This window comes from Actinomadura sp. 9N215, from assembly GCF_044326345.1.
Classification (GTDB): Bacteria; Actinomycetota; Actinomycetes; order Streptosporangiales; family Streptosporangiaceae; genus Spirillospora.
On sequence record NZ_JBIRBA010000012.1, the window covers coordinates 256077 to 270922 of the forward strand.

Genomic DNA, 14846 nt, shown 5'->3' on the forward strand with positions numbered 1-14846 from the left:
AAAAGCTCTCTGACCAGCTCTCCTAGCCCGCTCTCTCGAAGGAGCCGAAGATGTCAGGTCCACGTCCCGTCCGCGCGCCGCGCGGCACGTCGCTGACCGCCGCCAAGGGCTGGCCGCAGGAGGCCGCCCTGCGCATGATCCAGAACAATCTCGATCCCGAAGTCGCCGAGCATCCGGACGAGCTGGTCGTCTACGGCGGGTCCGGGAAGGCGGCCCGGAACTGGGACGCGTTCGACGGCATTATCAGGTCCCTGTCCGGACTGGAGGGGGACGAGACGCTGCTCGTCCAGTCCGGCAAGCCGGTCGGGATCTTCCGGACGCACGAGTGGGCGCCGCGGGTGCTGATCGCGAACTCGAACCTGGTGCCGCAGTGGGGGACGTGGGAGGAGTTCCGGCGGCTGGAGTCGCTCGGGCTGACGATGTTCGGCCAGATGACCGCCGGGTCGTGGATCTACATCGGCACGCAGGGCATCCTCCAGGGCACCTACGAGACGTTCGCGGCCGTCGGCGAGAAGCGGTTCGGCGGCTCGCTCGCCGGGACGATCACGCTGACTGCCGGGCTCGGCGGGATGGGCGGCGCGCAGCCCCTCGCCGTGACGATGAACGGCGGCGTCGCGATCTGCATCGAATGCGACCCGTCCCGGATCGAGCGGCGCGTCCAGCACCGGTACTGCGACGTCCACGCCGCGGACCTGGACGAGGCGCTGCGGCTCGCGGAGGAGGCGAAGGCCGAGCGGCGTCCGCTGTCGATCGCGGTGCTGGGGAACGCGGCCGACGTCGTCCCGGAACTGCTGCGCAGGGGCGCGCCGATCGACATCGTCACCGACCAGACCAGCGCGCACGACCCGCTGGCGTACCTGCCGCGCGGCGTCGCGTTCGAGGACATGGCCGCCGAGCGCGACAAGGACCCGGCCGCGTTCATCGACAAGGCCCGGACGTCGATGGCCGCGCACGTCGAGGCGATGGTCGGTTTCCAGGACGCGGGCGCCGAGGTCTTCGACTACGGGAACTCCATTCGCGGTGAGGCGCAGCTCGCCGGATACACGCGCGCCTTCGATTTCCCCGGGTTCGTGCCCGCCTATATCCGTCCGCTTTTCTGCGAGGGGAAAGGGCCGTTCCGGTGGGCGGCGCTGTCCGGTGACCCGGCCGACATCGCCCGCACCGACCAGGCGATCCTCGACCTGTTCCCGGACAACGAGCCGCTGACCCGGTGGATCAGGATGGCGCAGGAGAAGGTCCACTTCCAGGGCCTGCCGTCGCGGATCTGCTGGCTCGGCTACGGCGAGCGAGACAAGGCCGGTGAGGTGTTCAACGACCTCGTGGCGCGCGGCGAGATCAGCGCGCCGATCGTCCTCGGCCGCGACCATCTCGACTGCGGCTCGGTCGCCAGCCCGTACCGGGAGACGGAGGGCATGGCGGACGGTTCGGACGCGATCGCCGACTGGCCGCTGCTGAACGCGATGCTGAACACGTCGTCCGGCGCGACATGGGTGTCGATCCACCACGGCGGCGGCGTCGGGATCGGCCGGTCCCTCCACGCGGGCCAGGTCTGCGTCGCGGACGGGACGGCCCTCGCGGGCGAGAAGCTCCAGCGCGTCCTGACCAACGACCCGGGGACGGGCGTCATGCGGCATGTCGACGCGGGCTACGACCGCGCGGCGGAGATCGCCGACGAGCGCGGCGTCCGCATCCCGATGCGCGCATGAGAGCACCGAGACCGCAGGTGGGCCGCCGCAGGGAGCGCGCATGAGCTTCGAGGAGATGTGGGCGGCGCTGCTCCCGGTCGGGCGGGACGACGCGACCGGCGGCTACCACCGGTTCGCGTGGACGCCGCCCGAGCTGGAGTGCCGCGCCTGGTTCCTGGACGAGGCGCGCCGCCGCGACCTCGACGTCGAGCACGACGCGAACGGCAACATGATCGCCTGGTGGCTCCCGGACGGCGGCTCGCGCGGCGACGCCGTCCTGACCGGGAGCCATCTGGACTCGGTGCCGGGCGGCGGCGCGTTCGACGGGCCGCTCGGCATCGTGTCCGCGTTCGCCGCCGTCGACCTGCTCCGCGAGCGGGGCGCGAAGCCGGGGCGGCCGATCGGGATCGCGGCGTTCGCCGAGGAGGAGGGCGCGCGGTTCGGGGTGGCGTGCCTGGGGTCGCGGCTGCTGGCCGGGGCGATCGACCCGGCGCGGGCCCGCGGCCTCGCGGACGCGGACGGACGCACGTTCGCGGAGGTCCTGCACAACGCCGGGTTCGACCCCGAGGCGATCGGCCCTGACGACGACCTCCTCGGACGCATCGGCTGCCTCGTCGAACTGCACGTCGAGCAGGGGCGGGCGCTGGACGCGCCGGTCGGGGTCGCGAGCGCGATCGTCCCGCACGGGCGGTGGCGGTTCGACTTCGCGGGCGAGGGCAACCACGCCGGGACGACCCGGCTGCCCGACCGTCGCGACCCGATGCTCCCGTTCGCCGCCATGGTGATCGCCGCGCGGGAGGCGGCCGAGCGCAACGAGACCGTCGCGACGGTCGGAAAGGTCCGGGTCCGTCCCGGGCGGGGTGAACGCGATCGCCTCGTCCGTGACCGGCTGGCTGGACGCCCGGGGCCCGGCGGACGACGCCGTCCGCCGCACGGTCGCGGAGGTCGACGAGGCCGCCCGGGTCGCCGCCCGCCCGCATCGGGTGAGCGTCGATCTCGCCGAGGAGTCCTATTCCGAGATCGTCGACTTCAACCACGCCCTGCGCGACCGGATCGGCGAGACGCTGGGCGGCGTCCCGGTCCTGCCGACGGGCGCGGGGCATGACGCGGGCGTCCTCTCGGCTCGGCTGCCGACGGCGATGCTGTTCGTCCGCAACCCGACCGGGGTCTCGCACGCGCCCGCGGAGTACGCCGAACCGGCCGACTGCCTCGCCGGAGTGGAGGCCCTCGCGGCGGTACTGGACGACCTCGCTTGTAGCACCAGGGCAGCCGGGTAGGAATCCGCATATGCAATGGCATGCCCAACTCGCCTGGCTCGGCGACCGCGTGGCGTCCGACGTGCTCATCGAGGCCGAGGGCGAGCGGATCACGCGCGTCGCGCCCGGCGTCCCCGCGCCGGAGAGCGCCCAGCGCCTGCCCGGCCTGACGCTGCCCGGCCTCGCGAACGCGCACTCGCACGCCTTCCACCGGGCGCTCCGGTCCCGCGTCCAGGCCCATTCCGGAACGTTCTGGACGTGGCGCGACCAGATGTACAAGATCGCCGACCGTCTCGACCCCGACTCCTACCGTGCGCTCGCCGCCGCCGTGTACGCCGAGATGGCGCTGGCCGGGATCAGCTGCGTCGGCGAGTTCCACTACCTGCACCACCGGCCGGGCGGCGACCCGTACGACGAGCCGAACGCGATGGGCGAGGCGCTGATCGCCGCCGCCGCGGACGCGGGCATCCGCATCACGCTCCTGGACGCCTGCTACCTCGCGGGCGGCATCGGCGAGCCGCTCACCGGCCCGCAGCTCCGCTTCGGCGACGGCACCGCCGGGAACTGGGCGCGCCGCGTCGGCAGCCTGCACGAGGAGACCGACAAAGCGGGGCGGCTGCACGCCCGGGTCGGCGCCGCGATCCACTCCGTCCGGGCGGTGCCGCGCGAGCAGCTCGGCGCGGTCGCGTCGTGGGCGAAGGAGCATCGCGCGCCGCTGCACGTCCACCTGTCCGAGCAGCCAGCCGAGAACGAGGCGTGCCTGGACGCCTACGGCCTGACGCCGACGCGCCTACTCGCCGAGTCGGGAGCGCTCGGCGCGCTCACCACGGCCGTCCACGCGACGCACCTCACCGAGGACGACATCGGCCTCCTCGGGACGACGATGACCGGCGTATGCATGTGCCCGACCACCGAACGGGACCTCGCCGACGGGATCGGCCAGGCCCGCGACCTGGCGAACGCCGGTTCGCCGATCTGCCTCGGCTCCGACCAGCACGCCGTCGTCGACCTGTTCGAGGAGGCCCGCGCGGTCGAGCTGGACGAACGCCTCCGCACCCGCGCCCGAGGCCACTGGACGGCCGGGGAGCTGCTCGCCGCGGCCACGTCCAACGGCCACTACGGGCTCGGCTGGCCGGAGGCGGGACGGCTCGAACCCGGCGCGTACGCGGACCTCGTCACCGTCGCGCTCGACACGGTCCGCACCGCCGGCGCCACCGCCGGGTCCGGACCGGACTACGCCGCCGAGGCGGCCGTGTTCGCCGCCACGGCGGCCGACGTCCGGCACGTGGTGGTGTCGGGGCGGCAGATCGTCCACGACGGGCGGCACCTGCTGATCGACGACGTCCCGGCCGCCCTCGCCGCGGCCATCGCCGCCGTCACCGGCGACGACACCGACACCGCACCCGACCCGGAGTGACGCGAATGCCACATGACATCCTTCCCGGGGTGAGCACCAGCACCAGCACCAGCAGCACGGTCATCGCGAACATCGGGGAACTGGTCACCAACGATCCCGCCACCGGCGGCGGTCTCGGCATCGTCCGCGACGCCGCGCTGGTGATCGAGGACGGCAAGGTCGCCTGGACGGGCCCGTCATCCGACGCGCCCCCCGCCGACGCGTCGTTCGACGCCGCCGGACGGGCCGTCCTCCCCGGCTTCGTCGACTCCCACGCCCACCTCGTCTTCGCCGGTGAGCGCGCCGAGGAGTTCGCCGCCCGGATGAGCGGCCAGAAGTACGACGGCGGCGGCATCCGGACGACCGTCGAACGCACCCGCGTCGCGTCCGACGACGAGCTCCGCGCCAACGTCCGCCGCCTCATCGGCGAGATGGCCCGGCAGGGCACGACGACCGTCGAGTGCAAGTCGGGCTACGGCCTGACGGTCGAGCAGGAGGAGCGGGCCGTCCGCATCGCGGCGGAGTTCGCCGACGAGGTCACCTACCTCGGGGCGCATTTCGTGCCCGCCGAGTACGAGGGCGACACCGCCGGATACGCGCGCCTCGCCGCCACGGACATGCTGTCGGTCTGCGCCCCGCACGCCCGCTGGGTGGACGTCTTCTGCGAGCGGGGCGCCTTCGACGCCGACCAGGCCCGCGAGATCCTGAAGGCGGGCATCGCGGCCGGGCTGAGCGCGCGCGTGCACGCGAACCAGCTGACCGAAGGCCCCGGTGTGCAGGTCGCCGTCGAGGTGGACGCCGCGTCCGCCGACCACTGCACGTTCCTCAGCGACGCCGACGTGGACGCGTTGGCGTCGTCCCAGACGGTCGCGACGCTCCTGCCGGGCGTCGAGTTCTCCACCCGCCAGCCGTACCCCGACGCCCGCCGCCTCCTGGACGCGGGCGCGACCGTGGCCCTCGCCTGCGACTGCAACCCCGGGTCCTGCTACAGCTCCAGCATGGCGTTCTGCGTCGCCGTGGCCGTCCGCGACATGCACATGACGCCCGCCGAGGCCGTCTGGTCGGCGACGGCCGGCGGCGCCCGCGCGCTCCGCCGCACGGACGTCGGCCACCTGGGAGTCGGCGCGCGCGCGGACGTCCACGTGCTGGACGCCCCGTCCCACATCCACCTCGCCTACCGTCCCGGCGTCCCCCAGACGGCCGCCGTCTGGAAGGCCGGAACTCAGGTCAGGTAGCGGCGGTTGACCCTGATCAGGGGTTTCTCGTCGCGGGCGATGTAGTCGGCGGCGAGGACCTCCGCGACGAACAGGGTGTGATCGCCCGCGGCGAAGGTCTGGCGGGTCTCGCATTCGAGGGCGGCGAGGCCCGACTCGGGGATGAGGGCGTCCGAATGGCCGCCGCGATGGTGGGGCGCGCTTGCCAGGAGGATGCGGGCGCTTGGACGGCCTTCGGCGGCGAAGCGTCCGGCCAGAGCGCGCTGGCCCGACGACAAGACGGTCGCGGCCCACCGCCCCTGCCGGTTCAGGACCTCCGACAGGTACGACGACGTCGCCACGCCCGCGACGACCATCGGCGGTTCGAGCGACACCGACATGAACGACGTGACCGTCGTGCCGAGGTCGTCGCGGCCGTCGCGGACGGTCAGCACGACCACGCCCGTGGCGAACCCCGCGACGGCCTCGACGAAGTCGGTCGTGGCGGTCAGCGGATCTCCCAGGTGCCCGGCAGCGTCAGCGGACCGGCGGCGGGCAGGCCGAGCCGGGCCGCGAGTCCGCCGAGCGAGCCCCACGCGTCGAACCGGGCGGCCGCGGCCGCGCGGTCCTCGCTGGACTCCGGCGGGCGCAGCCGCTCCAGCGGCGACGTGTGCGGGTACACGCGGATCGGGGCGTCGGCGGCGAGGCCGGACTTCTTGCGGGCCACGTCCAGCGCCAGGTCGATGCCGCCGAGCTCGTCGACGAGACCGCGCTCCTTGGCGTCGGCGCCCGTCCAGACCCGGCCCCTGGCCAGCTCGTGGACGCGCTCGCGCGACAGCCCGCGGCCCTCGGCGACCCGCGAGGTGAAGTCGTCGTAGATCTTGTCGAGGGACGCGTTGACGCGCTCCCACTCGGAGTCGCTGAAGTCCTTCGTGGCGCTGAACATGCGGGCGTGGTCGCCGTCCGCGACGCTGCCGAACCCGATCCCGATCCGGTCGAGGAGCCCGTTCACCAGCGCCTTCCCGGCGACGACGCCGATCGAGCCGGTGAGGGTGCCGGGCTGCGCGACGATCGTGTCGGCGGCCATCGCCACGTAGTAGCCGCCGGACGCCGCGACGTTGCCCATCGACACGACCACGGGCTTGCCGGCGCGCCGCGCCAGCACCACCTCCCGCCAGATCGCGTCGGACGCGACGGCGGAGCCGCCCGGGCTGTTGACGCGGAACACGATCGCCTTGACCCGGTCGTCCTTCACGGCGGCGCGGAACGCGGCGCCGATCGTGTCCGAGCCCATCGCCGGGCCCGAGTTCGGGAACGGGCCGCCGCGCCCGCTGCGGCCGAGCCGGATCGGGCCGTGCCCGTTGATCAGCGCGACGGCGTCCTGCCGGCCGGGCTGCGGCAGCCTGCTCGCCAGTCCGTGCGCGCGGTTGTAGCGGGCGACGTAGCGCAGTTGCGCCTCCTCGCCGAACTCCGCGCGCAGGTCGGCGTACACCTCGTCGCGGTAGCCGAGCTTGTCGACGAGGTTCTCCGCGAGGGCCTCGTCCGCGAGGAGCGGGCCCCGGTCGGTGAGCTCGCGGACCTTGCCCTCCGGGAGGCCGCGGCCCGCGGCGATCCCGGCGGTGATCTGCTCCCCGAGCGAGTCGACCAGGCGCCGCGACGACTCCTCGTGCTCCGGCGTGTACGCCTTCTCCATGAACGTGTTCGCCATGGTCTTGTACTCGTGCCGCTTGGCGAACCTCGGCTGCACGCCCGCCTTCTCCAGCGCGCCCGCGAGGAACGGCTCCTCGATCGCGACGCCGGTCAGCCCGACCTCGCCGGTCGGCTGCAGGTACACCTTGTCGAACCCGGCGGCCAGGTAGAACGGGACGGTGCCGCGCCCGCCCTCGCCGAACGTCTCCGCCCACGCGACGGTCAGCTTGCCCGCGTCCCGCAGCTCCCGGACGGCCTCGCGCAGCTCCTGGACGAGCGCCAGCCCGATCCCGCCGGAGACCTTCACGACGAGGGCGCGCACCCGGGTGTCGGAGCGGGCGCGGCGCAGGCCGTCCAGGACGTCGCGCAGGCTCGTCCGCCGCATGGACATGATCGCTGAGATCGGGTCGGACGGCGCCACCTCCACTATGCCCTCGGTGAGGTCCAGTTCCAGGATCAGCGGGGCCGTCCGCCGGTCGCGGGCCTGTTTGATCACGTTGACGACTGTGCCGGGATCAACCATGGACCCAGCCTATGCGGTGCGCCGTGAATGGGTCGGCCAGCGGATATCGTCGGTCGCATGGGAGACGGCGACGGCTGGGCGGACTGCGACCTCGGGCACACGCACTGGGGACGGTTCGGCGCCGCCGGGCTCCTGGCCTACCACCGCGACGCCGGCGGCGAGCTGTGGATCCTGTTGCAGCAGCGCGCCTGGTGGGGTCTCGGCGGCGGGACGTGGGGCATGTTCGGCGGCGCGCTGCACAGCCATGAGGACGCCGTTACGGGCGCCCTGCGCGAGACGTCCGAGGAGTGCACGCTCGACGTCGGGACCGTGACCGTGCACGGCACCAGCGTCGAAGACCATGGCGGCTGGTCGTTCACGTCCGTCATGGGTTCGCTGACCGAGCGGGTGCCCGTCGAGCCCGCGTCGCGGGAGACGCGCCGCGCGGAATGGGTGCGGGCCGGGGAGGTCACCGACCGGAAGCTGTTCGAGCCGTTCGCGCGGTCGTGGCCACGGTTGCAGGACGCGATGAAGAGCCTCGTCCTCGTCGTGGACGCGGCGAACGTCGTGGGCGCCCGCGCCGACGGCTGGTGGAAGGACCGCGCGGGCGCGAACGCCAGGCTCCGCGACGACCTGAAGGCCCTCAACGCCGGTGTGCGGGGCGTGCCGGACGGGCTCGTCCCGTTCGACCGCTGCTTCCCGGAGATCGTCCTCGTGGTGGAGGGCGCGGCGAGGGGCGTCGCCGACGCGCCCGCGAACGGGGTCCGGGTGGTGGCGGCGCCCGGCAGCGGCGACGACCGGATCGTTGAGCTCGTGCGGGAGGCGCGGCCCGACACCGTCCATCTGGTGGTGACGGCCGACCGGGAGCTGAAGGCCCGCTGCCGGGCCGCCGGAGCCGCCGTCACCGGCCCCCGCTGGCTCCTCGACCGCCTCTAGACCCCGACCGCCGCTAGCTTCCGGCCGGGTTCTCTACGCGGTGGCCTGCGTCGCGGAGCGCCGTGGTCGCGTCCTTCAGGCGGTGCTCCGGGACGAGGACGAGGTCGGCGTGGTAAGTGGACGCGACGAAAACGGAGATCCCGGCCTCGTCGAGCGGGCCGACGATCGCGGCGAGCATTCCCGGTGTGTCCAGGCCGTGGCTCGCGTCGCCGTAGAGGCCGATCCAGCGCTCCGCCTCGGCGAACGGCGACGCGTCCCTGACCACGGTCAGTCCCTCGGGGGCGCGCACCAGGGCGATCCACTCGTCGTCCTCGGGGAACGTCGCGTTCGGGAGGTGCTCCACCGTGAACTGGGACGGGACGATGTGCAGGCGCTGCGCGGTGCTCATCGCGCCACCCTATTCGTCACGTTATTCGGGGACGAGCCACACCGCTCCCAGCGGCGGAACGCGCAGCGCGGCCGACGCGGGCAGGCCGTGCCAGGGTTCGGCGGTCGCCTCGACCCGTCCGAGGTTGCCGACGCCGCTGCCGCCGTAGTCGTAGGAGTCGGTGTTGACGAGCTCGCGCCAGCCGCCCTCGCGGGGCAGGCCGAGCCGGTAGTCCTCGTGCGGGTTCCCGGCGAAGTTGACGACGCACGCCACGACCGGCTGGTCGCCGCCGTCGCCCTCGGTGCCGGGCAGGGACGTCCCGTAGCGCAGGTAGGAGAGGGTGTTGCCGCCGGCGTCGTTGCCGTCGATCCAGCGGAAGCCCTCGTGGTCGCTGTCGCGCGTCCAGAGGGCGGGCTCGTCGCGGTAGGCGCGGTTCAGGTCGCGGACGAGTCTCTGCATCCCCAGATGGTGGGCGCCCTCGGCCGCGTTCTCCATCAGCCACCAGTCGAGCGGACGCTCCTCGGCCCATTCGGCGCCCTGCCCGAACTCCTGCCCCATGAACAGCAGCTGCTTGCCGGGATGCGACCACATGTAGGCGAGAAGGGCGCGCAGCCCGGCGAACTGCTGCCACGCGTCGCCCGGCATCTTGCTCAGCAGCGACCCTTTGCCGTGGACGACCTCGTCGTGCGACAGCGGCAGGACGTAGTTCTCCGAGAACGCGTACACCAGCGAGAACGTGATCTCGTTGTGGTGGTAGTGCCGGAACACGGGCTCGTGGCGCAGGTATTCGAGCGTGTCGTGCATCCAGCCCATGTTCCACTTGAACCCGAATCCGAGCCCGCCGAGATGCGTGGGGCGCGACACGCCGGGCCACGCCGTCGATTCTTCGGCGACCGTCATGATGCCGGGGTTGCGCTTGTAGACCGTCGCGTTCATCTCCTGGAGGAAGGAGATGGCCTCCAGGTTCTCGCGGCCGCCGTAGATGTTGGGCGTCCATTCGCCTTCGTTGCGCGAGTAGTCGAGGTACAGCATCGAGGCGACGGCGTCCACGCGCAGCCCGTCGATGTGGAACTCCTCCAGCCAGTACGACGCGTTCGCCACCAGGAAGTTGCGGACTTCGGCGCGCCCGTAGTTGAAAACGAGCGTCCCCCAGTCGGGGTGCTCGCCGCGGGTCGGATCGTCGTGCTCGTACAGGGCGGTGCCGTCGAAACGGGCCAGCGCCCATTCGTCCTTGGGGAAATGGGCCGGGACCCAGTCCATGATGACGCCGATACCGGCCTGGTGCAGGCGGTCGACCAGGTGGCGGAAGTCGTCCGGGGAACCGAAGCGCGCGGTCGGCGCGTAATAGGACGTGACCTGGTAGCCCCAGGACGGCCCGTACGGATGCTCAGCGACCGGCAAGAGCTCCACGTGCGTGAAACCCATGTCGCGGACGTACGTGGTGAGTTCCTCAGCGAGCTCCCTATAGCCGAGCCCTGGACGCCACGAGCCGAGATGCACCTCGTACACGCTCATGGGGTCGTGCAGCCAGTCGCGTTCTTTGCGGCCGTCCATCCATTCGCCGTCGCCCCACTCATAGGACGACGTGTAAACGCGGGACGCCGTCGCGGGAGGCGTCTCCGTGCACCGCGCCATCGGGTCGGCCTTGGCGCGCAGGACGCCGTCCGCGCCGAGGATCTCGAACTTGTAGCACGCGCCGTCGCCGACGCCGGGAACGAACAGCTCCCAGACGCCGGTCGAGCCGAGCGACCGCATCGGGTATCCGCGGCCGTCCCAGTGGTTGAAGTCGCCGACCACGCGCACGCCGCGCGCCGTCGGCGCCCACACCGCGAACGTCGTCCCCGTCACCGGGCCGAACGCGGAGGCGTAGCTCCGGACGCGCGCGCCGAGCGCCCGCCACAGCTCCTCGTGCCGCCCCTCGCCGATCAGGTGCAGGTCGAGGTCGCCGAGCGTCGGCAGGTGCCGGTACGGGTCGTCCTGGATCGTCTCGGCGCCGTCCTCGTAGGCGACGGCGAGCCGGTAGTCGGGGACGGCGAGCGGCGCCTCGCCGTCGTCGTCGCCGGACAGCGACGCGCCGGCGGGCAGCGTCCCGGTGAACAGCCCTTCGTGGAAGTGGCGGAGGGGGTGCCGGTCGCCGTTCGGCAGGACGACCTCGACGCGTTCGGCGAGCGGCCGCAGTGCCCGGACCGTGACGCCGTCCCGGCCGGGGTGCGCGCCGAGCACGCCGTGCGGATCGTGGTGGTCGCCGCCGACGAGCCGGTCGATCTCCGCGCGCGTGACCCGTGCCATGGAGGAGAGGTTGCCCCGAGATCCGCCGATCTCACTTCGCGGGGGCGCCTGTTTCCCGGAGCTTGAAAGTTTCCGGGCCGGACGGCCCGCCGCGGGACGTTTTGCCTGTCCACCGCGCGCCGGGAGAGCGGTGTTGCGACCGCACGGGCGGCACGACTCTTTGTCGAGGGGGTCGCGCCGATTGCGCCGCCCGTGCGGCCACGTCTACCTGGCCCCAGGGGTGACATCGACCACACCGCCCTGGGATCCACTCCTGTGTCACCTCCGCGACACAGGTACCTGCCGAGCCGGAACGTCCCGGCCCGGTCCGCCCCCGCTCGCGGACCGGGCCCCGCCGTTCCCCATGGCGTCGCGTCACCTCTCTCCGCGCTCCTCGCGCGTCTGGTCGAGCAGCAGCCGGCGCAGCCCCACCGAGTCGTCGGCGGCCACCGTCATCGCGTATCCCGCCTGGAGTTGCGCGTCGGTGAGGTCGCCGCTGCGGGTCGCGTACCAGCGTCCCGCGTCGCTGCGCCACACCTGCCAGCCCGGAAAGTCCCCCTCGATGGCCGCCTTCAGATCGTCGAAGTCGCCCATCAAGGTCGTCCTTTCCCCGAGGCCGCTCTTCTGTATACAAAAGTCTTACTCGGGCTGAGAGGTGTCAAGCTGTCCGTAAGCGGACCGTGCCCCCGCGGATAGCGCATAGAAGGTATGGATCAAGGGAGGGGCGTACCAGGATCGAACGCCGTGTCGAATGACCGTTCGAACGGGGGCGAGGCGTGGAGAACACAGAAGGGGAGGTGACGCCGGTGCCGGACCGTCCCGCCTACCTGCGCATCGCCGACACGCTGCGAGAGGGGATCCGGGACGGCAGCCTTCCGCCAGGGACCCGGCTGCCGACCATCGCCGAGCTGTGCGAGGAGCACGGCGTCTCGGAGATCGTCGTGCGGCAGGCCGTCACGCTGCTGCGCGGCGAGGGGCTTGTCGAGACGCGCCGCGGCGGCGGCACGCTCGTCAAGGTCATCCCGCCGGCGCGCCGGGTGGCGATGGACCGCTACCGCGCGGTGACCAGGCCCATGGCGGTCCCCGAGACGACCTTCACCCGCGACCAGCGGATCACCTGGGCGGAGTACCGGCTCGACCGGGTGTTCACCCGCGTCCGCGCGGACGACGACCTCGGCGCGCTGTTCGAGCTCCCGTCCGGGACGGAGCTGCTCCGCCGCCGGTTCGTCTTCTACTCGCGCGGCGAGCCGCAGCAGATCTCCGTCAACTACCTGCCGTGGGAGCTCGTCGGCGACACGCCGGTCTCCGACCCGGCGCGCGAGCCGTGGCCCGGCGGGACGCTCGCGCAGCTGGCCTATCTCGGCCGTCCGCCGACCCGCGTCGAGGAGTCCGTGCGGTCCCGCATGCCGACGCCCGAGGAGGCCGAGACGCTCCGGATGACGCGCGGCGTGCCGGTCCTGGCGATCACGCGCCGGCTGCTGTCGCGCGCCGAGGTGATGGAGGTCTGCCGTGACATCGTGCTCCCCGCCGACCGCGTCGTCCTCGACTACTCCATCGACCTTTGACCGTCCCGGCGCCTCTGGCCGTCATGGCGGGCTCTGGCCGTCCGCGCGGGCGCGGGTCAGGCGGTGAGGTGGGCCAGCGACCTGAGCGGGACGGGCAGCCACGACGGGCGGTTCCGCGCCTCGTACCGGATCTCGTAGACCGCCTTGTCGAACTCGAACGCCCGCGTCAGCGCCGCGTGCGCGGCGGGGTCGGGCCCGCCGGCCGCGGCGTAGCCGGTGCAGAACGCCTTCCGGTTGCGTTCCGCCCACGCGCGGGCGCGCAGTTCCAGCGCGTCGGCCGTGTCCGGCGGCAGGTCGCCGTGCCGCGCGATGAGGAACCGGGCCGCGTACTCGAAGGAGCGCAGCATTCCGGCGACGTCCCGCAGCGGATGCGCGGGGGCGCGGCGCTCGGCGGGGGAGCGGGCGGGCTCGCCCTCGAAGTCCAGCAGCGCCCAGCCGGCGCCGGTGCGCAGGACCTGGCCGAGGTGGTAGTCGCCGTGGACGCGCTGGACCCGCAGCGTCCGCGCCCCGGCCGTGACCTCGTCGAACGCCTCCCGGAGCGCGTGGGCGTACGGGCGTATCTCCGGGACGGCGGCGCTGACCTGGTCGAGCTGCGCGTGCATCGCGTAGACGGTCTCCCGCAGCAGGGCGGGCGGCGCCTGCGTCACGCCGAACGCGGCGGCGAGGTCGCGGTGTACCTCGGCGGTGGCCGCGCCGAGCCGTTCGGCCTCGGCGGCGAAGTCGCCGCCGGCGGCGCCCGCGTCGCTCGTGGTCGGCGCCCGGCCCGGTCCTGGCGGCGTGGGCTGCGCCAGCCAGTCGCGGACGCTGGTGAGCGCGAGCTGCCAGCCGTCGGTCGCGCCGCGGAGGTACTCGGAGAGGAGCGCGAGCGTCGTGGGCTCGTTCTCGCCGCCGTCCGTCCCAGGGTCCAGGTCGATCCAGCCGTGCACGGCGGGGACGTGCCCGGAGCCTCTGCCGCTGAGCGCCAGGTTGACCTCCAGGTCCGGGTTGACGCCGGGGGAGAGGCGGCGGAACAGCTTGAGGATGTGGGCGTCGCCGAAGATCAGCGAGGTGTTGCTCTGCTCCGCCGTGATGGGGGCGCCGTCCAGGTCGGTGCGGAGGCCGGCGCCGGGCGCGTGGCGGAACCGCAGCGGCCCGACCATCGTCTCGTCCGCCATGTGCGCGAGCAGCGGACGGGTGAGCTCCGGGTCGTGGACGGCGTCGTACACGTGCCCGTCGATGCCCTGCTCGCCGCCGGTCAGCCGTCCGATCGCGACATGCCGCAGCGGGTCGGGCAGGTGGCGGCGTACGCCGAGGAGCAGTTGGTAGTGGTCGACGGTGCCGTTCTGGTGGACGTCGAGGATGAGGTGGTGGAGTGCGGGGTCGCCGGTGCGCAGTTCGGTGGCGGTGCCGATGGAAAGGTTCTCGATGGGGCCGTCCTTGCCGCCGAACCATCGCTGCTCGGGCAGCCAGCCGGCCAGGAGCCGGACGAGGGAATGGTCGGACGGCGTCACGGCTACACCGCTCCCTCTCCCTGTTCGCGCGCTTCGGGCGGCGGCAGCAGGAACCAGTAGAAACCGTGCCCGGGCAATGTCAGCAGATAGGGCAGGTCGCCGATGGCGGGGAATTGGACGCCGCCCATGCACTCGATCGGGCTGGAGTCCCGGAAACGGCGCAGGTCGAGTTCCACGGGCTGCGGGAAACGCGACAGGTTGTTCACGCACAGGACCGTGCCCATGCCGCCCCACTGGTTGCCGTCCTCGCTGTCGATTTCGCGGGTGAAGGCGAGGACGGAGGGGTTGGAGGCGGAGAGTTCGACGTAGGTGCCGACGCCGAAGACGGGGTGGCGTTGGCGGATTTCGATCATTTTGCGGGTCCAGTGGAGTAGGGAGCCGGGGTTGTTGGTTTGGGCTTCGACGTTGACGGCTTGGTAGCCGTAGATGGGGTCCATGATGACGGGGAGGTAGAGGCGGGCGGGGTCGCAGGCGGAGAAGCCGGCGTTGCGGTCGGGGG

12 protein-coding genes and 1 pseudogene are annotated in these 14846 nt (G+C 72.7%); 6 read left to right on the plus strand and 7 right to left on the minus strand.

Features of this window, described 5'->3' with window-relative positions:
• Positions 1 to 50 precede the first annotated feature (50 nt).
• The 4 genes and pseudogenes from hutU (at position 51) to hutI (ending at position 5572) form a co-directional block, all read left to right on the plus strand.
• Positions 51 to 1706 (plus strand): urocanate hydratase, encoded by a 1656-nt coding sequence (hutU, locus tag ACH34T_RS21790; RefSeq protein ID WP_395994024.1) that lies wholly within the window; start codon positions 51 to 53, stop codon positions 1704 to 1706.
• 40 nt (positions 1707 to 1746) lie between these two features.
• Positions 1747 to 2962 (plus strand): annotated as a pseudogene (locus ACH34T_RS21795) (allantoate amidohydrolase).
• Positions 2963 to 2972: 10 nt separating this feature from the next.
• Entirely contained in the window at positions 2973 to 4358 is a 1386-nt protein-coding gene (locus ACH34T_RS21800) for a formimidoylglutamate deiminase (RefSeq protein WP_395994025.1), read from the plus strand.
• Positions 4359 to 4387: 29 nt separating this feature from the next.
• Positions 4388 to 5572, plus strand: coding sequence for an imidazolonepropionase (hutI, locus tag ACH34T_RS21805; RefSeq protein WP_395994026.1), 1185 nt, complete (start codon positions 4388 to 4390; stop codon positions 5570 to 5572).
• On the opposite strand, the gene ACH34T_RS21810 is transcribed toward hutI, so the two are convergent.
• Complete coding sequence (locus ACH34T_RS21810) at positions 5560 to 5991, minus strand: flavin reductase family protein (protein ID WP_395994027.1); 432 nt, start codon at positions 5989 to 5991, stop codon at positions 5560 to 5562. The genes hutI and ACH34T_RS21810 overlap by 13 nt on opposite strands.
• A gap of 47 nt (positions 5992 to 6038) precedes the next feature.
• Complete coding sequence (gene sppA / locus ACH34T_RS21815; protein WP_395994028.1) at positions 6039 to 7742, minus strand: signal peptide peptidase SppA; 1704 nt, start codon at positions 7740 to 7742, stop codon at positions 6039 to 6041.
• 57 nt (positions 7743 to 7799) lie between these two features.
• Here sppA and ACH34T_RS21820 point away from each other — a divergent pair, with 57 nt between their 5' ends.
• Positions 7800 to 8657 (plus strand): NUDIX domain-containing protein, encoded by an 858-nt coding sequence (locus tag ACH34T_RS21820; RefSeq protein WP_395994029.1) that lies wholly within the window; start codon positions 7800 to 7802, stop codon positions 8655 to 8657.
• A gap of 13 nt (positions 8658 to 8670) precedes the next feature.
• Here the strand turns inward: ACH34T_RS21820 and ACH34T_RS21825 are convergent, their stop codons facing one another.
• The 3 genes from ACH34T_RS21825 to ACH34T_RS21835 form a co-directional block, all read right to left on the minus strand.
• Positions 8671 to 9045, minus strand: coding sequence for an ACT domain-containing protein (locus ACH34T_RS21825; RefSeq protein WP_395994030.1), 375 nt, complete (start codon positions 9043 to 9045; stop codon positions 8671 to 8673).
• Between the two features lie 21 nt (positions 9046 to 9066).
• On the minus strand, positions 9067 to 11313 hold the full coding sequence (gene glgB, locus ACH34T_RS21830) for a 1,4-alpha-glucan branching protein GlgB (protein WP_395994031.1): 2247 nt from the start codon (positions 11311 to 11313) through the stop codon (positions 9067 to 9069).
• A gap of 354 nt (positions 11314 to 11667) precedes the next feature.
• Entirely contained in the window at positions 11668 to 11886 is a 219-nt protein-coding gene (locus ACH34T_RS21835; protein WP_395994032.1) for a hypothetical protein, read from the minus strand.
• Between the two features lie 182 nt (positions 11887 to 12068).
• Between ACH34T_RS21835 and ACH34T_RS21840 the strand changes: the two genes are divergently transcribed.
• A complete protein-coding gene (locus tag ACH34T_RS21840) occupies positions 12069 to 12857 on the plus strand; it encodes a GntR family transcriptional regulator (RefSeq protein ID WP_395994033.1) in 789 nt (262 codons plus the stop codon).
• A 56-nt stretch (positions 12858 to 12913) separates the two neighbouring features.
• On the opposite strand, the gene ACH34T_RS21845 is transcribed toward ACH34T_RS21840, so the two are convergent.
• Positions 12914 to 14347, minus strand: a complete 1434-nt coding sequence (locus ACH34T_RS21845; RefSeq protein ID WP_395994034.1) for an aminoglycoside phosphotransferase — start codon at positions 14345 to 14347, stop codon at positions 12914 to 12916.
• Positions 14348 to 14349: 2 nt separating this feature from the next.
• On the minus strand, positions 14350 to 14846 hold a 497-nt coding region (locus tag ACH34T_RS21850; protein ID WP_395994035.1), incomplete at its 5' end, for an alpha-glucosidase C-terminal domain-containing protein.

Excerpts from the sequence above, each read along its gene's own strand:
- hutU (WP_395994024.1), top strand. The coding sequence starts at position 51 with ATGTCAGGTCCACGTCCCGTCCGCGCGCCGCGCGGCACGTCGCTGACC.
- ACH34T_RS21800 (WP_395994025.1), top strand. The coding sequence starts at position 2,973 with ATGCAATGGCATGCCCAACTCGCCTGGCTCGGCGACCGCGTGGCGTCC.
- sppA (WP_395994028.1), bottom strand. The coding sequence starts at position 7,742 with ATGGTTGATCCCGGCACAGTCGTCAACGTGATCAAACAGGCCCGCGAC.
- ACH34T_RS21820 (WP_395994029.1), top strand. The coding sequence starts at position 7,800 with ATGGGAGACGGCGACGGCTGGGCGGACTGCGACCTCGGGCACACGCAC.
- ACH34T_RS21825 (WP_395994030.1), bottom strand. The coding sequence starts at position 9,045 with ATGAGCACCGCGCAGCGCCTGCACATCGTCCCGTCCCAGTTCACGGTG.
- glgB (WP_395994031.1), bottom strand. The coding sequence starts at position 11,313 with ATGGCACGGGTCACGCGCGCGGAGATCGACCGGCTCGTCGGCGGCGAC.
- ACH34T_RS21835 (WP_395994032.1), bottom strand. The coding sequence starts at position 11,886 with ATGGGCGACTTCGACGATCTGAAGGCGGCCATCGAGGGGGACTTTCCG.